Here is a 16,671-nt window from a genome sequence, read left to right on the forward strand (position 1 = left end):
AGGACAACCGACGAAAGGACGTGCAGATGACCACACGATCAACGAAGGCAGCGGCGCTCGCCGCGGCGGCGCTCATGGCTCCCGCGCTCGCCGGATGCGGTTCGTCCTCCTCATGGGACGCCAAGCAGGCTGACGCCGTCTGGAACGAGCACGTCGCCGATGCGGGCACGGCGTTGACGGCCGACGAGTTCGAGACGACGACGTGGCGCGCCTCCAACGGCGACATGGTCATGTTCCATGACACGTCCGAGGCGTGGCCGCATATGCCGATGCCGACGACGCGCGGCAAGGACGACCATCATACGACGCTCATCCCCGAAAGCGTCAAAGATCAGAGCGAGCTGCTGCAGTTCGAGTTCCTGCAGTACGCCGACGTCAAACTCGACGGCGCCTACTACGCCGTCTCCACGTCCTTCCCCGCGGACCCGGCGGACCTGTCCGGACAATGGAACGAGGGCAAGGACGGAGACCTCTTCGTGCTCGCCGTCAACGAGGACGCCCACGAAGGCTACCGCGTACGCGCCACGGCAAACGGCCTCGACGCGCAGTGCATGACCGACGGCGTCAAGGACGCCGGCTGCTATCAGGTGCTGTTCGCAGGTCTTTCCGACGACGCGAAGGCGAATGGTGGCGTGCTCACGCTCGAATATGTGGACATGGGCACCGGCGACGCCGACACGTCGACGTCGCAGGAATAGACGCCGCGTGCATCTATATGTATAGACGTGCAGGAGCATCGCGGATCGGGCGGCCGCCTACAGCTGCGCCGCGCGCAGCGCATGCCGCGACACGATGACGGACACGGCGAGCACCGCCGCGACCAGCGCGGTGCCGATGCCGTACAGCGTCCATGACGGCATGGAGACGATGGCCGCGAGCAATCCGTCGGTGCCGATGTCAAGCGACACGGCGAGCACGACGAGCGTGAAGACGACCGCGAGGATGCACACGCGGGCGATCTGCGCGCGGTCGCGGAAGATGATGTTCACCGGGATCTCAATCGAAACAGTCAGCACGGTGAGCAGCGTCGCACATGCGACAACCATCGCCGACTGTGCGACGGACTGCCGATGGATTACGGCGCTGAGCGCCTGCAGCACGAACGCGAGCAGACAGGACGGGACGATCGAGACGAGGTACTTCTCCGCCACGTACTGCTCTCTGCTGAACGGCATCGAGAACAACATGCGCCGTATCGGGGCGCTCAAATCGTTGCGAATCATGTTCCCGCACACCGTGGCGAGCAGCATCGGCATCAGCAGCACGCCCGTGACGTACATGTCCGAGACGGTGTAGAACACGCACAGCGCCAACGCCACGAGCAGGAACGCCCGGTTCTTGCCCATCGCAATCACATCCCTTGCCAGCAGTCCTCTCATGAGCGGCTCCTTTCCCTGATCGTCTCGTCGGTCTCCTGATCCATCGGCGCGTGTTCCGACTCCCCGGCCATCGTCATGACGGTGATGAGCCCGTCGATGTCGCCTCGCGCGATCTGGACGCCGGGCATGTTCTCCTCGTAGTAGCGGCGTTCGTCGGTGAGCGCATGGACAGCGCCGTGCATGCGCGCGCTTGCGAGGATGTGCGAGCGGTCCATCGTCGCCGCCTGCCCGTCGGTGAGGATGAGCGTCGCGTAGTCGTCACGCAGACGGTCGATCGTCTCGTGCAGGCAGATATGTCCGCGGTCGATGAGGTAGAAGTCGTCGCACAGTGATTCGATGTCCTTCGCGTTGTGCGAGCTGACGAGGATCGCGCGTCCCGGCGTCTCCATGTATGCGCGCAGCAGGTCGAGCAGCTCGCCGCGCGCGACGACGTCGAGTCCGGCCGTCGGCTCGTCGAGGATGAGGACCTCGGGGCGATGCGACATCGCGATGATCGTTCTGAACTTCGCGGCCATGCCGGTGGAGAAGTCGCCCATCGTCTTGTTCGTCGGCAGCCCGAAACGTTCGAGCAGCACTCGGCACAGTGTCGCGTCGAAGTCGGGATAGAAGGCCGCTTGCTGTTTGATGACGTCCTCGCCGGTGAACACGGCGTCGAAGGACGCCTCGGCGAGCACGGCGCCGACGCGTCGCTTGACGGCGTTCGGCAGTCTTGTGACGTCGGCGCCGAGGAGCGTGCCCGATCCGCCGTCCGGCGCGACAAGCCCGAGGATGATCCGGAACGCCGTCGTCTTACCCGATCCGTTGACGCCCACAAGCGCGGTGATGGCGTCCTTCGGCACCCGCATCGTCACATCGAGCGTGAAATCGCCGTAGCGTTTGCGTACATTGTCGAGCGCGATCGCGTCGTCGTTCATCGCCCTTCCCCTTTCGTATCTGCAGTCTCGTCGTCCGTCTCTTCGAGCAGCATCGTGACGAGTTCCATGATTTCCCCGTCGGACAGCCGCAGCCTGCGCGCTTTGGCTATCGCCTGCGCGAATTCCTCCTCCACCTGACGGTTGAGCTCCTCGGCCACGATGTTCGGCGAGACCTCGGCGACGAAGGTGCCCTTGCCCTGCACGGTGACGACGAGACCCTCCTGTTCGAGCACGTCGTACGCCTTCTTCGCGGTAAGCGCCGAGATAGCGCATTGCCGCGCGAGGGCGCGCACCGAGGGCAGCGCGTCGCCTGCCTTGAGGTCGCCTGTTTTGATGAGCGCGCGGATGCGGTCCACGATCTGCTCGTAGATCGGCGTCATCGAGGCGGCGTTGATGACGATGTCCATCATGTCTTCGTCCTCCCGTCGTCATCGGTCGTGGCGTATGCCATAACCAAGTGTATAACACCATATAACAGTACAATACACTATATGTCGGTCTGGCGTCGGATGCCATAGCGGCGTGTCGCCATGCGGAACCTCATGCAAGGCGGCGTACGGCGGCATGCCCATGCCGGGTGCGCTACTGCACGACGCCGCTTCGCGCGCCGCGCAGATACCAGATTGGCCCATGCACACGGCATGGGTCAATCTGAAAGATCCCGGATGCCCAACGGGACGGCGACGATGTCCTGCACCCACTGATAAACACAATCGGCATCTATGTTCGTTCTGATGCTTCATTCTGAACATAGATGCCGTCAATGTTCAGAATTGCCCCTCATTCTGGACATTGGGCCTGTTGGTGTTCGGGTTGATGGCAGCAAAAACCCAACGGCTTCCGTACCGCACGGGATCAGCAAGACTCGTGCAGTGTTTCCAACAAAGGCAATAAACTATTTGCAAAATTCGGTAGCGCGCTCCTGCTGAGCATATTCGCATAATCTACAGGAGTTTGCGGATATAAACGGTTGCTCAGCAGTGCCGCATAACATGCCCGGCTGACCCTTCCGGGATCCAGATCGAGCGCATCCTGCAAGAAGTCATCAGGATGCTTCAGTTCAACACCGACAGCTTGAACCGACTGCAACGGGAAATCCTTGAGATTGAAGGTCACCAATGTTTCCGCAGGTGAATAGGCGGTTGCAGCCAACACATGTCGGTCTTTAGCGTCACAGGTCATATCTTCAATCAAAGAGTCATAACCGGTCACCGTCGCATCGGGGAAGGCAGAGCACATGGCATCTATGCGCTTCTTGGCTCTCCCCTCCCCGATACGCAGAGCGAGATTTCGCTCCAGCTCTTCCAGTACACCACTGGACCAATATGGCACGAACAATAGTTCCTCGGCCAACCGTAGAATCACATCGTTCACTATTTCGCCATATAAGGTGCAGGTGTCGAAAAAGACGGGAAATCCCATGCTTCGCCGTCTCCTCTCAATGTCGGATCAACGGATTGTCAAGGGTGAGCGATGGGTCTTCATCAGCGGCCAGCTCATCGAACATGGCGATATGCTCTTGATGCCTCTGCGCCGCATACTTCTGCAGATCATCCAGCATGACACGACGATGACGGCCAACCTTGGTGAAAGGAATATGGTCATCTTCAAGCAACTTCACCAACGTGGGACGAGAGACACCCAATAGATCGGCAGCCTCCTGAGTTGTGAGCTGGGTGTCATACTCGACCATATAAACGGCCTTTCCTCCCGACAGCAGCTCAGCGACACGCAACAAAATCCGTGCAAGTTCGGGCGTCAGGGGACGGTCTTCCTCGCCGGGGATCTTGAGCAGCGGGACAGGAAAATCAGGATGGGCGGCGATATCCTCAAAATCACGATTCGTAGAATCACCCAATGAACGCGATTGGGAAAGAGCCTCGCCGACATCGCGTGTCCTGCGCCGCGCCTCGGGTTCGGTCGGAGGCATGTAAGCCACACCACCTTGCGACATACTACGTTTGGCCATTATTGAACTCCTTCCCGTGACGCTGCAGCGAATGCATCTACTTGAGCTTCTAACATCTAGCCCTATCAGTCTAGCAGGATATTCGCAATATTCGAAAAACGCCGGCGTGGCCATCTCATAACCAACACAACAGCCGATTCTTCCCTTCTGCCGTACCCCACGCTGAGGCAGGGCAATTTCTTGAAAGATGGCGAGTATCAGCTTTAGCGCGCATCGGAATCATGCAACTTTCGCTGCCGCTACTTGGCCATACGAGAGAGAACACCCCCTCAGGCAGATACGGCGGAAGACACTCACGTCGTTCCGGACGTGCGCAGTCCGAGTTGCCGCTGTTACCCGAACCGTTACCGACGAAGATCCGCCGGAACATCGAAAATCCGTGGTTGCCGATCACGATCACCTTCGCGTTGTTGCCGCCCGTACCGTGCTCTGTGGCCGACCGTTTCAGTCGTTCGTGTACGCCCCCGTTCTCCTCCGGTCGGACGGTTCTGTCATGATCGTCGCCGCCGCACGGGCCTTCATCTGCTTTTGTAGGTTCCGCTGCGCCGTCCGCATCGACTCCTCGCGAAGTTCCTCCAACCGGGGTGAATTGTCCAGTCCGGGAATTGTCATCATTCTCATCATATGTTTCATTCAAGCGGTTCGACAGGCAGCGTTGTGATCGGATCTGCTTTCCGTCTGCAACAAGTCTCCGTGTCTGCCGCTGTGCGAGGTTGCGCGTGCGGGAACACCATGAGGGGACGGATTAGCGTTCATATGTATCAGTTGTGCTAGTGCATAGTGAGCCGCATCCGTGTCCGCCGCTGATGGGTCCGCCGCCGGTATTGGGCTTGGACGGCTGTGCCGGAGCGGCCGGCTGTGCGGGTTGTGCGGGCGCCGTATACGTCTGCTGCGGGGCGTACGTCTGCTGGGGCGCCGTGTAGGTCGGCGTGTACGACTGCTGCGGAACGACGTACTGCTGCTGCGTCTGCGCCTGCGCCGCCGCCTGCGCTTCGGCTTCCTTGCGTGCCTTCTCCTCGGCCGCCTTCCTGTCCGCATCGGTCTTGGCTTTGACGGACGCGTCCACCTTGCCCATGAGCGTCTTGAGCTGTTTGGCCTGTTCGTTCATCGCCTCCGTGTCCTTGCCGTCCTTGGTTTTGGCGGCTTTGTCGATCAGGGTTTTGAGTTCCTTGCGGGTCTTGTCGTCCTTGACCTTGCCGTCCGTCGCCTTGTGCTTCTCCTGCGCGGCAGTGAGCTGCTTGGACAGGGCGTCCTTGGCGTCCTTCAACGTCTTGGCGTCATGCGACTCGTTGACCGCGTTCACGGCCTTCGACAGGTCGGCGGTGTGCGCCTCATACCATGCGGCGTTCTTGTCGATGCGCGCCGTCGCCTCGCGCAGCGCGTCCACACCCTCAACGTTGCATGCGGCCAGATCGGGGGCCTCCTCCTTGTAGGTTTTGGCGAGCGTGGTGACGACTGCGGCGTCCTCGACCTGCTTGTCGGTGATCTTCACGGCCTCGGCCGCATCCTTGTCGTGCAGCGTATCGTACTTGTTGCGCGCCACCCGCAATGTTTCGCTCGACTGGGCGCACGCCTCCTTCACCTCCGCCAACTGCACGGACGCGGAATGCTGGTAGATGGCGACCGCACCGCCCGTAGCCAGGGCGGCGACCAGCAGCGCCGAGACTCCGATGATGATCCGCCTTCTCTTCTTCGGATCGGTGGTGGTTTTCGTGTCGTCGTTCATGATACTTCCCCTCAGCCGTTGGTGTTCATTGTCTCACGGCTCATGCCTTCCGGCATGGCGCGTGTCCGATCGGCCGTGTCGGCGGCCCACATGTGGCAGGTGAGCGCGTCTTTTTTTCAGTTCCGTCGTCTCCGGCATGTGCAGGCGGCGCAGGTCGAAGCCATGCTCGCAGATCACATGCCATTCCTCACCGCGACACGCCGAAACACAGGGAGGCGCGTCCAACCCGGAACGATCCCGGGTGCCTTGGTACCCGAAATCACGTATCCGGTTTCCGAAACCACGCACGCACCACCTCTGGACGCACACCCGGGCGACACGCCTGACACGTCGACCCATCCCAACGGACACGCCGAAACAGAAAAGCCTCCGACATGCCGTCGGAGGCTCATATGAGTGGGTGATGTAGGAATCGAACCTACGACCCCTTCCGTGTGAAGGAAGTGCGCTAGCCGCTGCGCCAATCACCCGCTGTTCAGTTATGGCCGATTGTTCGGCTCGTGGGCGATACAAGATTCGAACTTGTGACCCCTTCCGTGTCAGGGAAGTGCGCTACCACTGCGCCAACCGCCCGGTCGGCCTGAATGATCGCTCATCCATGCGAGGTGGGTACGAGAGTCGAACTCGTCTATACGGCTTTGCAGGCCGCTGCCTAACCGCTTGGCTAACCCACCGACAAGGTCGTCAGACTCATCGGACCTTAGAGCGGACAACGGGACTCGAACCCGCGGTCTCGACCTTGGCAAGGTCGCGCTTTACCAACTAAGCTATGTCCGCGTGTGTTTCCGGCGGCGTTTGCGCTGCCTGAGCACGATTGACTACCTTAAACGACGCCGTCGTGATTCGCAACATCACGGCGTGTCGCCTGCCATGAAGCCCTTTTCGGCGGTGCGGGACGATCCTCGCGGATCACAGTGCGGGACGCCGGCCGCATCCGCCGCCGTCGCGGACCTACAATGTGCCTCCAACGCTCGGGTACGCCGTGCGCCGAAGTGTCAGCCCGAGGCTAATTTTCACGATTCCCAAACAAACCGAGGTCTAAAGTAAAAATCATGTACGGACAGAGACCCAGAGTGAAATACATCATGGTCGCGGCATTCGACGGTTGGAACGATGTCGGTCAGAGCGCGACGAACGTCGTGCGCCATCTGGTCTCCAAATTCCACGCACTCGAAGTCGGCCACATCAGCCGCGACGGCTACTACGACTATCAGACGGCCCGCCCGATACAATGCGTCATCCAGGGCACGCGCTGCATCCTGTGGCCGCAGACCGCGTTCTACGACATCACAATCGACGATTCGCTGCACATCCTCGCCCAGCTCGGCCCCGAACCGAACTACCACTGGATGGAATACTGCAAGGAAAGCCTGCACTTCGCGCAGCAGTACGACGTGCACAGCATCATCACGCTCGGATCGATGCTCGCCGAATGCCCGCATACGCGTCCGCTGCCGATGGACGTGAGTGTCGACGGCGAGCAGACCGATCCGGACAACGAATACAACGGCCCGATCGGCATCCCCCATCTGCTCGACGCGCTCGCAATCGAGGAAGGCTACGAGACGACGGCCATCTGGGTGTCGCTGCCGCAGTACCTCGGCTCCGACTCGTGTCCGCAGGCCACGCTGCAGCTGCTCGACGAGCTCTCGAAGGTCATCGGCTTCAAGCTCGACGCGAAGGACCTCGAGAACAAGGCCGCGCAGTGGCGTTCGCACTGCGACATCGTGGTGCGCAACAACGCCGATCTCGCGCAGTACGTCGACCAGCTCGAGCATGACGCCGACATGCGCCAGCATGCGAAGGACATCACGACGGCCGGCGCGCCCGCCGTCGAGCAACTCGTGCATGAGGCCGAGGCCTATCTGCGCGACCAACAGCTGTAGCCATCGCAGACGTCTCCGATACGGACGGTGACGAATTCACCTGATGTTCATCGACGCCTTCTGACGGCGGTTGATTCGACATCGATATGCTTCGGCCCCGCGCAGGGATCCCTGCGCGGGGCCGAAGCATATCGCGACTCAGTGTCGCCGTCAGGCGTTGCCGCCGAGCGGCGCGCCCTCGAGCGGCTGCAGCACACCGGTGAGCAGCAGGATGGCGACGACGACGGCGAGCACGATGCGGTAAATCGCGAACGCCTTGTAGGAGAACGTCGACACGAACTTGAGGAAGCCGATGATGACGATGTAGCCGACGACGAAGGCGACGATGGTCGCCGCGATCGTCGCACCCCAGCCCGGGAACATCGGATCGGCGGCCGCTCCCCCGTTGATCGCCTTGGCGGCCTCGAGGATGCCGGCGCCGAACACGGCCGGGATCGCCATCAGGAACGCGCAGCGCACCGCGGCCTCGCGCGTGTAGCCCATCGCACGGCCGAACGTGATTGTGCCGCCCGAACGCGAAACGCCCGGGATGAGCGCGAGCATCTGTCCGATGCCGTAGAGGATCGAATCCTTCGTCGTCATGTCGTCGATCGTCTTGACCTGCGGGGCGCGGTCGTCGACGATCCACAGGATGATGCCGAAGATCAGCAGCATCGCGGCCGTGATCCACAGGTTGCGCAGCGTGCTTTCGATCGCGTCCTGGAACAGCAGGCCGGCGACGACGATCGGAATCGTCGCGATGATGATGTACCAGCCGAGACGCGCGTCCTTGTTGCCCGCGCCCATGCGATGCCGCCAGTCGGAGCCGTGCTTGCCGGCGAGGCACAGGCACCAGTTCTTGAGGATGTTCCAGATGTCATGGCGGAAATACAGCAGCACGGCGAGCTCGGTGCCGATCTGGATGATCGCCGTGAACGCGGCACCCGGATCCTGCCCGAGCATGAGGTCGCCGATGATGCGAATGTGCGCGCTCGACGAGACCGGAAGGTATTCGGTCAGCGCCTGCACGAGTCCCAGGAATATTGCTTGGAAGAAGTTCATGGACCCTCGTTGAGATAGATGGATGAGTGGATTGACTTCGTGTTCACTGTACCGCTACCCGTCCCGACGCCTACACGCACGATACCGCGCAGGCCCTAGGATGGGCACCGGGGACGCGGGGCACCCATCGCCCGCCCCGACAACGCGCAACGGCGAACAGCGAAAGGAGCCGACGATGGCTTTGGAATACAGGAAGAGCAGGGCGCACGCACCGAAGGGCTTCTTCGAATGCGAAGGCAGAGGACTCGAATGGCTCGGCGAGGCGACGGCGCAGGGAGGTCCACGCGTCGTCAAGGTGTACGGCTGGGGCGACGACCACCTCGACATCGAACGCGTGGACGCCTGCCCCTCCACACCGCAGGCCGCCTACCGCTTCGGCGCGGCCCTCGCCCACATGCACGACGCCGGCGCCCCCTACTTCGGATCCGCCCCCGACGGCTACGACGGCACCTGCTACTTCGGACCGCTGCAGGATCCGGTGCCGATGGACACCGGCACATGGACCGACCCGGCCACCTACCTCGCCGAAGGGCGTCTGCGCCCGATGGTGCAGCTCGGCATCGAACGCGGCACGCTGCGCGAGACGGACATGGACCTGACGAACGAGGTCATCGACGCGCTGCCCGAACTGCTCGGCCGCGCCGCCTCCGACCGGCCCGCACGCGTGCACGGCGACCTGTGGAGCGGCAACGTCATGTGGACCGCCGACCGAGGCGACGTCGAAGCCGTCCTCATCGACCCGGCCGCGCACGGCGGACACCGCGAGGAGGACCTCGCGATGCTCCACCTGTTCGGCATGTCCTACCTGAGCGAGATCACCGCCGGCTACCAGTCCGTACACCCGCTCAAAGCCGGATACGAGGAACGCACGACGCTCTGGCAGCTCTACCCGATCGCCGGCCACTGCGTATTCTTCGGCGGAGGCTATGTGAGCGAATACCGCCAGATGTGCCGTTCGCTGCTCAGCTGAACGCGTCCTTGATCTTGCTGAAGAACCCCTTCTTCTGGGCGGCGACCGGCTTCGAACCGTGCGCGTCGACGGAACGGTCGTCGTCCTTGCGCAACTGGCCGAACTCGTCGATGAGCTTGCGCTCGCGGTCGTTGAGCTTCGTCGGGATCTGCACCTCGATGTGGGCAACGAGGTCGCCGCGCTCGCCGTCGCCGCCCAGATGCGTGACGCCGAGCCCCTTGAGCTCGATCTGCTGCCCCGGCTGGCATCCGGCGGGGATCTCGAGCGGCTGTTCGCCGTCGAAGGTGTCGAGCGTGGTCTGGTGTCCAAGCACGGCCCACGTCATCGGCACGCTGATCCAGCAGTGCAGGTCGTCGCCGTCGCGCGTGTACTGGCGGTCGCGGCGCACGCGGAAGTCGATGTAGAGGTCGCCCGCGGGACCACCGCATTCGCCGACCTCGCCCTGGCCGTCCATACGCACGCGCATGCCGTCGTCGACGCCCGCCGGCACCGGCACTTCGACCGTGCGGCGCGTGGGGACGCGTCCGTGGCCGTGGCAGACCGTGCACGGATGCTCGATGATCGTGCCGTGGCCTTCGCAGCGTTCGCACGGCGCCGAGGTCATCATCTGGCCGAGCAGCGTGCGCACGACCTTCTGGACGTGGCCGGTGCCGTGGCACTGCGGACAGGTGACCGGCGGCTTGCGGTCCTCGGAGCCAGTGCCCTCGCAATGCTCGCAGACGCCCATTGTGCGGTATTCGAGCTGCTGCGTGCCGCCGAACACGGCGGTCTTGAGCGTAACCGTCAGCGATTCGATCGTGTTGCGGCCCGGCTGCGTGCGCGGGATCGGCCCTTCGCCGCCTGCGCCGAAGGCGCCGGTGAAGAACTGGCTGAAGATGTCGCCCATGTCGAAGGGGCCCGACGCGCCGTAGCCACCGGCGTTCGGGTCGTTCGGGTCGACGCCCGCGTCGTACATGCGCCGCTTGTCCGGGTCGGAGAGCACCTCGTAGGCGCTGTTGACCTCCTTGAACTTGTCCTCGTATTCGGCGCCGGCGATGTCCGGATGGTATTTGCGGCTCATCTTGCGGTACGCCCGCTTGATCTCCTCTTCGGTAGCCGTGCGTTCCACGCCAAGCGTTTCGTAGTAGTCAGCCAATGCCGGGGTTCCTTTTCTTCCGATGGTTCAACTGGTTCAACAGGTTCAACGTGTCTGCCGTCAGGTCCGTGGGTCACGAGGCCATGCTGGTCTCGGTCGTGCCGGTGCGCCCCAGGAACGTCGTCAGGTACCGCGCCACGGCGCGCACCGACGCCATCGTGACGGCGTAGTTCATATGGGTGGGTCCGATCGATCCGACGAAGGCGATCGGCGCGACCGCCGCGCCTTCCTCGTCCTTTTCGGCGTCCATGTCATCCGTGTCTTCCCCGTCCGCCTCGCTCGCACCGTAGCCGCTCGTGACGACGGCCGCGTGGATGAGTCCGGGCGTGTTCGTCTCGGAGCCGATGGCCACACCGACGCCGCGCGCGTCCGTCGTCTCGCTGAGTGCGGTCATCAGATGCATGAGCACGGCGCGCTCCTCGAGCGCATCGAACAGCGGAGCGAGGTCCTGCGCGGTCGCATGCTGGTGCGCGAGCGTCGAGACGCCGGACATGAACAGCTCGTGCGTGCGCTCCTCGTCGGCCATCGATTCGAAGGCGTGCGCGACGAGCCCGGGCAGTGCGCGCACGTCGTCCATGTCATCGCCGAGACGCAGCGCGCGGATGCGTGAGGCGGCCGTGCGCAGCGTCAGCGCGCTGCAGCGTTCGTTGACGACGACGGCGAGCCGCTGCAGATGTTCGCGCGACGGCAGCTCCTGCACCGACAGCACGTGCTGTGCGACACGGCCGGTGTCGGTGACGACGACGGCCAGGATCGACACGGCTGAGACCGGCACAAGCTCGAGGTGCCACAGACGTGACTTGCCCAGCGACGGCGATGCGACGACGGCCACCTGGCCGGTGAGTTCGGACAGCAGGTGCGCGGCGCGCTGCAGCGTGTCCTGCAGGTTCACCGAATCGTCCAGGAAGGTGCGCATGGCGCGTCGCTGCGACTCGCTCAGCGGCACGACGGTGGCGAGCGTGTCCACGAAATAGCGGTAGCCGCGCTCAGTGGGCACGCGGCCAGCCGAGGTGTGCGGCTGCACGAGGTATCCCTCCTCCTCGAGCGCGGCCATGTCCTTGCGGATCGTGGCCGAGCTCACCTGAAGATGGTGGCGTGCGATGAGCGCGGCGGAGCCCACCGGCTCCTGCGTGCGGATGTAGTCCTCGACGACAGCGTGCAGCACCTGCATGCGACGTGTCTGGGTCATGGTCGCTCAAGCCTCCTGAACTGTTCGAAGCGGACGGGCGCGCGTGACGACGCGCGCGACCGATCGGGATCCATTGTATGAGCACTCTTGGTCATCGAGTGCTAGTTTGCCGCTGCCGGCGAACGCCCCGCGGGCCCCGCGTGGTCGCCCCGGGACCGCCCCGTAGGCGACCGCGCACGAACGAACACGCCAAACTCCGCCGTTTAAGTCGGTTACGGCGGCTACTATGTAAGGGCAATGTGAAGGACGTGCGAAGAACGGCACAATGCCGGCCCCCCGTGCGTCCGAAGTATTGGAAGGAAAGTAGATCACCTATGACCGATAACATCTGGTCTGAACTGGACGAGCGCGCCATCAAGATGGCGAAGGCCCTCTCCGCCGATGCGGTGCAGAAGGCGGGTCACGGCCATCCCGGCTCCCCGATTTCGCTGGCCCCGATTGCCTACACGCTCTATCAGCGTTTCATCAAGCAGGACCCGAACGACCCGAACTGGGCCGGTCGCGACCGCTTCATCCTCTCGGGCGGCCACGCGTCGCTCACCCAGTACGTTCAGCTGTACTTCTCCGGCTACGGCCTGACGCTGGATGACCTCAAGTACTTCCGCGGCGGCGCGGACACGCGCACTCCGGGCCATCCCGAGTACGGCCTGACCCCGGGCATCGAGATGACGACCGGCCCGCTCGGCCAGGGCGTCGCATCCGCCGTCGGCTTCGCATACGGCCAGCGCTACGAGCGCGGCCTGCTCGACCCGGACGCCCCGGAGGGCACCTCGCCGTTCGACCACAAGGTGTGGGTCATCTGCGGCGAAGGCGACATCGAGGAAGGCGTCTCCGGCGAGGCCTCCTCGCTCGCGGGCAACGAGAAGCTCGGCAACCTCTTCGTGATCTTCGACGCGAACCACATCCAGATCGAGGGCGAGACGAAGATCGCGCTCGACGAGGACGTCATCGGCCGTTACAAGGCCTATGGCTGGTACACCGACGAGATCAGCTTCATCCAGCCCGACGGCTCCTACAAGGAGGACATCGAAGGCCTGACCAAGGTCCTCGAGAAGGCCGAGCAGGTCACCGACCGCCCGCACTTCATCAAGGTCGACACGCTCATCGCATGGCCGACCCCGGGCAAGACGAACGATCCGTCGTCGCACGGCTCCGCCCTCGGCGACGAGGCCGTCGCCGGCCTCAAGAAGGCACTGGGCCTCGACCCGGAGAAGACCTTCGAGGTCGATGAGGAGGCGCTTGCCCACGCCCGCAAGGTCGCCGAGCGCGGCCTCGAGGCGCACAAGGAATGGGACGAGGCCTTCGATAAGTGGGCCGCCGCCAACCCGGATAAGGCAGCGCTGTATGAGCGCATCAAGAACGGCGAACTGCCGGCCGAGTTCGACAAGGCCATCGACGATCTCGAGGCCGGCTTCGAGGCCGGTTCCAAGGTTGCCACCCGCAAGGCCTCCGGCGCCGTGATCAACGCGATCGCACCGATCATGCCGGAACTGTGGGGCGGCTCCGCCGATCTGGGCGGCTCCAACAACACGAACATCAAGGGTGCCGCTTCCTTCGCTCCGGCCGAGGACGCCACGACCCAGTGGCCGAACTGCTCGCCGTACGGCCGCCAGCTGCACTTCGGCGTGCGTGAGTTCGCGATGGGCTGCATTACCAACGGCATCCTGCTCGGCTCGGACACCCGTCCGTTCTCCGGCACCTTCTTCCAGTTCGCCGACTACATGCGCGCCGCGGTCCGCCTGTCCGCGCTCATGGAGATCCCGAACCTGTACATCTGGAGCCATGACTCCGTCGCCCTCGGCGAGGATGGCCCGACCCACCAGCCGATCGAGCACCTGAGCTCCTTCCGCGACATCCCGCAGCTCGAGGTCGTCCGTCCGGCCGACGAGTGGGAGACCGCCGAGGCCTACCGCTACTTCTTCGAGAAGAAGAACACGCTGCCGACCGCGATGGTCCTGACCCGTCAGGGTGTCCCGACGCTCGTCGAGACCGCCGAGAAGGCCAAGGAAGGCGTGCGCAAGGGCGCCTACGTGCTCTACGGCGAGGAAGGCCAGCCGGACGTTATCATCATGGCTTCCGGTTCCGAGGTCCAGTGGGCGCTCGAGGGCGCCAAGCAGCTGGCCGCCGAAGGCATCAAGGCCCGCGTCATCTCGATGGTTTCGATGGAATGGTTCGAGGAGCAGGACGACGAGTACAAGGAGGAGATCCTCCCGAAGAGCGTCAAGGCCCGTGTCTCCGTCGAGGCCGGCTCCGCGATGTCCTGGTATAAGTACCTGGGCAGCTACGGCAAGGCCATCGCCATCGACCAGTTCGGCCTGCAGGGTGACGGTGCCCAGAACATGATCGATCTGGGCATCACAGCCGAGCACGTCGTCGAGGCCGCGAAGGCTTCGATCGAAGAGGCTCGCTGATTCATCCATGAGGGGATGTCGCACGGCATCCCCTCCCCTTGCGCCTATACTGCAATAGGCGGAAAAATTTTTCCCCAACAACAAACAGGAGAAGCAACATGACTGCATCCACTCAGGCAATTTCCGATGCCGGCGTTTCGATCTGGCTGGACGATCTGTCCCGCACCCGCATCGAGTCGGGCAACCTCGAAGAGCTCATCAAGAACGACAACGTGGTCGGCGTCACGACCAACCCGTCGATCTTCCAGAAGGCCCTGAGCCAGGTCGGACCGTACGACGCCCAGCTCAAGGAGCTCGGCAAGGTCGACGTCGAGACCGCGATCCGCGAGCTCACCACCACCGACGTGCGCAACGCCTGCGACATCTTCAAGCCGGTCGCCGAGGCCTCCGACTACGTCAACGGCCGCGTCTCGATCGAGGTCGACCCGCGTCTGGCGCATGAGACCGCCGAGACCGAGAAGCAGGCTGAGGAGCTGTGGGCCAAGGTCGATCGTCCGAACGCGATGATCAAGATCCCGGCGACCCTCGAGGGCCTTCCGGCGATTACCGCCACGCTCGCCAAGGGCATCTCCGTCAACGTCACGCTGATCTTCTCGCTCGAGCGCTACGAGCAGGTCATCGACGCCTTCATCGAGGGCATGGTCCAGGCCGACGCGAACGGCAAGGACCTCTCCAAGATGGCTTCGGTCGCTTCCTTCTTCGTCTCCCGCGTGGACACCGCGGTCGACAAGCGTCTTGAGGAGATCGGCTCGCTCGAGGCCAAGGGCCTGATGGGCAAGGCCGCTGTGGCCAACGCCCGCCTCGCCTATGAGCTCTTCGAGAACAAGTTCGCCGAGGATCCGCGCTGGGCTGCCCTCGAAGCCAAGGGCGCTAAGAAGCAGCGTCCGCTGTGGGCCTCCACCGGCACCAAGAACCCGGCTTACTCCGACGTCAAGTACGTCGACGAGCTCGTCGCCAAGGACGTCGTCAACACGATGCCGGAGAAGACGCTGCTCGCGGTCGCCGATCACGGTCAGGCCACGCTGGGCATCATCCCGGGCAACTACGACGAAGCCCACGACATCATGAACGACCTCGCTGAAGTCGGCATCAACTTCAAGGATGTCACCGACAAGCTCGAGGCCGACGGTGTCGCCGCCTTCATCAAGTCCTGGGATTCGGTCCTCACCGACGTCCAGGCGGGCATCGACCGCGTCAACGGCTGAGCTCCGTCCCTCGGACATGATCCGTTGCTGACCTGAAGGTCAACACATCGGGCCCCGGCATTTGCCGGGGCCCTTTTCGTATCCGTATGCGTGTCGTATCCGCATGCATGTGATTGTCGTCTGCGACGACGTCGTCGCGTCTGGACGGCACGAACGATCGTGCGCGCGGTTCAGCTGGTGCGGATGCCGATGCTGCGCGCGAACACCGCGGCGAGGTCGGCGATCTGTTCGAGCGTCATCGTCGTGCCTGCGAGCGAATCGACGCCGCGGATCTCGCGCAGCCGCGCGCCGCGCAGATCGACATCGGCGCATGCGGCGTGCTGCAGCGAGAGAATGTCCACGCGCGTATCGACGAACGCGATACGGGAAAGCCGGGCGTCGTTGCCGTCGAACTCCCCTATCGCGCAGTCGCGGAACACGAGATCGCGGCACACGGCGCTGCGGCAGTTGAGATAGTCGATGCGGCATCCGCGTATCTCGACGCCGACGATTCGCGTCGCATGCGCCTGCACGGCGCCGAACGCGCAATCCTCGACGAGGCTCGCCTCGATGCCGGCCGCGTGGACGTCGCAGGACGCGGTACGGCAGTCGCGCGCCACCGTGTGTCTGACATGGGCGCGCGTGGCGACCAACTCGCCGACGGCCAATCGTTCGAAGGCGCAGTCGAGCATGGCGGTAGCGGTCAGGTCGACGGCGTCGACGCGCTGATCGGCGACGCGCACACCGTCCAGATCCTCCTCGGGACGTATGACGGCGATGCGGGCGTCAGTGTACACGGCATCGTCATTGGGAAGACGCGGCAGACGTGGCGGCGTCGTGGCATGGATGTTCGGCATAGGACCAGCA

General features: G+C 63.5%; 15 protein-coding genes and 4 tRNA genes. 5 read left to right on the forward strand and 14 right to left on the reverse strand.

Annotated features, from left to right (window positions below; translation table 11 throughout):
- Positions 1 to 26 precede the first annotated feature (26 nt).
- Entirely contained in the window at positions 27 to 698 is a 672-nt protein-coding gene (locus tag CGZ88_RS01975; protein ID WP_101670950.1) for a hypothetical protein, read from the forward strand.
- A gap of 57 nt (positions 699 to 755) precedes the next feature.
- Here the strand turns inward: CGZ88_RS01975 and CGZ88_RS01980 are convergent, their stop codons facing one another.
- The 10 genes from CGZ88_RS01980 to CGZ88_RS02030 all read right to left on the reverse strand — a co-directional run bounded on the left by CGZ88_RS01980 (position 756) and on the right by CGZ88_RS02030 (position 6,765).
- Positions 756 to 1,379: an ABC-2 transporter permease gene (locus CGZ88_RS01980; RefSeq protein WP_101670951.1), complete on the reverse strand. Its 624-nt coding sequence runs from the start codon at positions 1,377 to 1,379 to the stop codon at positions 756 to 758.
- A complete protein-coding gene (locus CGZ88_RS01985; RefSeq protein WP_101670952.1) occupies positions 1,376 to 2,293 on the reverse strand; it encodes an ABC transporter ATP-binding protein in 918 nt (305 codons plus the stop codon). Before CGZ88_RS01985 ends, CGZ88_RS01980 begins: the two co-directional genes overlap by 4 nt.
- Positions 2,290 to 2,703 (reverse strand): GntR family transcriptional regulator, encoded by a 414-nt coding sequence (locus CGZ88_RS01990; protein ID WP_243390033.1) that lies wholly within the window; start codon positions 2,701 to 2,703, stop codon positions 2,290 to 2,292. The genes CGZ88_RS01985 and CGZ88_RS01990 overlap by 4 nt, the downstream gene beginning before the upstream one ends.
- 445 nt (positions 2,704 to 3,148) lie before the next feature.
- A complete protein-coding gene (locus CGZ88_RS01995; RefSeq protein ID WP_101670954.1) occupies positions 3,149 to 3,715 on the reverse strand; it encodes a PIN domain-containing protein in 567 nt (188 codons plus the stop codon).
- 16 nt (positions 3,716 to 3,731) lie between these two features.
- Entirely contained in the window at positions 3,732 to 4,262 is a 531-nt protein-coding gene (locus CGZ88_RS02000; protein ID WP_101670955.1) for a helix-turn-helix domain-containing protein, read from the reverse strand.
- A gap of 745 nt (positions 4,263 to 5,007) precedes the next feature.
- The gene (locus CGZ88_RS02010; protein WP_101670957.1) at positions 5,008 to 5,988 is read right to left on the reverse strand and encodes a hypothetical protein; all 981 of its coding nucleotides are present in this window, start codon (positions 5,986 to 5,988) and stop codon (positions 5,008 to 5,010) included.
- A 397-nt stretch (positions 5,989 to 6,385) separates the two neighbouring features.
- Positions 6,386 to 6,458: transfer RNA gene (locus CGZ88_RS02015), tRNA-Val, on the reverse strand.
- A gap of 31 nt (positions 6,459 to 6,489) precedes the next feature.
- Positions 6,490 to 6,561, reverse strand: a tRNA-Val gene (locus CGZ88_RS02020).
- A gap of 30 nt (positions 6,562 to 6,591) precedes the next feature.
- Positions 6,592 to 6,662: transfer RNA gene (locus CGZ88_RS02025), tRNA-Cys, on the reverse strand.
- 30 nt (positions 6,663 to 6,692) lie between these two features.
- Positions 6,693 to 6,765 (reverse strand) — tRNA-Gly (locus CGZ88_RS02030).
- Between the two features lie 308 nt (positions 6,766 to 7,073).
- On the opposite strand from CGZ88_RS02030, the gene CGZ88_RS02035 reads away from it, so the two are divergent.
- The gene (locus CGZ88_RS02035) at positions 7,074 to 7,874 is read left to right on the forward strand and encodes a PAC2 family protein (protein ID WP_026645321.1); all 801 of its coding nucleotides are present in this window, start codon (positions 7,074 to 7,076) and stop codon (positions 7,872 to 7,874) included.
- Between the two features lie 150 nt (positions 7,875 to 8,024).
- On the opposite strand, the gene CGZ88_RS02040 is transcribed toward CGZ88_RS02035, so the two are convergent.
- The gene (locus CGZ88_RS02040; RefSeq protein ID WP_026645322.1) at positions 8,025 to 8,915 is read right to left on the reverse strand and encodes an undecaprenyl-diphosphate phosphatase; all 891 of its coding nucleotides are present in this window, start codon (positions 8,913 to 8,915) and stop codon (positions 8,025 to 8,027) included.
- 175 nt (positions 8,916 to 9,090) lie between these two features.
- Between CGZ88_RS02040 and CGZ88_RS02045 the strand changes: the two genes are divergently transcribed.
- Positions 9,091 to 9,885: a fructosamine kinase family protein gene (locus tag CGZ88_RS02045; protein ID WP_026645323.1), complete on the forward strand. Its 795-nt coding sequence runs from the start codon at positions 9,091 to 9,093 to the stop codon at positions 9,883 to 9,885.
- Here CGZ88_RS02045 and dnaJ read toward each other — a convergent pair.
- Both dnaJ and hrcA read right to left on the reverse strand, forming a co-directional pair.
- Entirely contained in the window at positions 9,878 to 11,020 is a 1,143-nt protein-coding gene (dnaJ, locus tag CGZ88_RS02050) for a molecular chaperone DnaJ (RefSeq protein WP_026645324.1), read from the reverse strand. The two genes, CGZ88_RS02045 and dnaJ, sit on opposite strands and share 8 nt — an antisense overlap.
- Before the next feature lie 73 nt (positions 11,021 to 11,093).
- Positions 11,094 to 12,209: a heat-inducible transcriptional repressor HrcA gene (gene hrcA / locus CGZ88_RS02055; protein WP_026645325.1), complete on the reverse strand. Its 1,116-nt coding sequence runs from the start codon at positions 12,207 to 12,209 to the stop codon at positions 11,094 to 11,096.
- Between the two features lie 314 nt (positions 12,210 to 12,523).
- Here hrcA and tkt point away from each other — a divergent pair, with 314 nt between their 5' ends.
- Positions 12,524 to 14,620 (forward strand): transketolase, encoded by a 2,097-nt coding sequence (gene tkt, locus CGZ88_RS02060; protein ID WP_026645326.1) that lies wholly within the window; start codon positions 12,524 to 12,526, stop codon positions 14,618 to 14,620.
- Positions 14,621 to 14,718: 98 nt separating this feature from the next.
- A complete protein-coding gene (gene tal / locus CGZ88_RS02065; RefSeq protein ID WP_026645327.1) occupies positions 14,719 to 15,825 on the forward strand; it encodes a transaldolase in 1,107 nt (368 codons plus the stop codon).
- Between the two features lie 170 nt (positions 15,826 to 15,995).
- Here the strand turns inward: tal and CGZ88_RS02070 are convergent, their stop codons facing one another.
- A complete protein-coding gene (locus tag CGZ88_RS02070) occupies positions 15,996 to 16,661 on the reverse strand; it encodes a hypothetical protein (RefSeq protein WP_026645328.1) in 666 nt (221 codons plus the stop codon).
- Positions 16,662 to 16,671: the final 10 nt, after the last annotated feature.

The organism is Bifidobacterium anseris (assembly GCF_002860345.1).
Lineage (GTDB): Bacteria > Actinomycetota > Actinomycetes > Actinomycetales > Bifidobacteriaceae > Bifidobacterium > Bifidobacterium anseris.

Coding starts and splice junctions, on each gene's coding strand:
- CGZ88_RS01975 (WP_101670950.1), top strand. CDS start 27: ATGACCACACGATCAACGAAGGCAGCGGCGCTCGCCGCGGCGGCGCTC.
- CGZ88_RS01980 (WP_101670951.1), bottom strand. CDS start 1,379: ATGAGAGGACTGCTGGCAAGGGATGTGATTGCGATGGGCAAGAACCGG.
- CGZ88_RS01985 (WP_101670952.1), bottom strand. CDS start 2,293: ATGAACGACGACGCGATCGCGCTCGACAATGTACGCAAACGCTACGGC.
- CGZ88_RS01990 (WP_243390033.1), bottom strand. CDS start 2,703: ATGATGGACATCGTCATCAACGCCGCCTCGATGACGCCGATCTACGAG.
- CGZ88_RS01995 (WP_101670954.1), bottom strand. CDS start 3,715: ATGGGATTTCCCGTCTTTTTCGACACCTGCACCTTATATGGCGAAATA.
- CGZ88_RS02000 (WP_101670955.1), bottom strand. CDS start 4,262: ATGGCCAAACGTAGTATGTCGCAAGGTGGTGTGGCTTACATGCCTCCG.
- CGZ88_RS02010 (WP_101670957.1), bottom strand. CDS start 5,988: ATGAACGACGACACGAAAACCACCACCGATCCGAAGAAGAGAAGGCGG.
- CGZ88_RS02035 (WP_026645321.1), top strand. CDS start 7,074: ATGGTCGCGGCATTCGACGGTTGGAACGATGTCGGTCAGAGCGCGACG.
- CGZ88_RS02040 (WP_026645322.1), bottom strand. CDS start 8,915: ATGAACTTCTTCCAAGCAATATTCCTGGGACTCGTGCAGGCGCTGACC.
- CGZ88_RS02045 (WP_026645323.1), top strand. CDS start 9,091: ATGGCTTTGGAATACAGGAAGAGCAGGGCGCACGCACCGAAGGGCTTC.
- hrcA (WP_026645325.1), bottom strand. CDS start 12,209: ATGACCCAGACACGTCGCATGCAGGTGCTGCACGCTGTCGTCGAGGAC.
- tkt (WP_026645326.1), top strand. CDS start 12,524: ATGACCGATAACATCTGGTCTGAACTGGACGAGCGCGCCATCAAGATG.
- tal (WP_026645327.1), top strand. CDS start 14,719: ATGACTGCATCCACTCAGGCAATTTCCGATGCCGGCGTTTCGATCTGG.
- CGZ88_RS02070 (WP_026645328.1), bottom strand. CDS start 16,661: ATGCCGAACATCCATGCCACGACGCCGCCACGTCTGCCGCGTCTTCCC.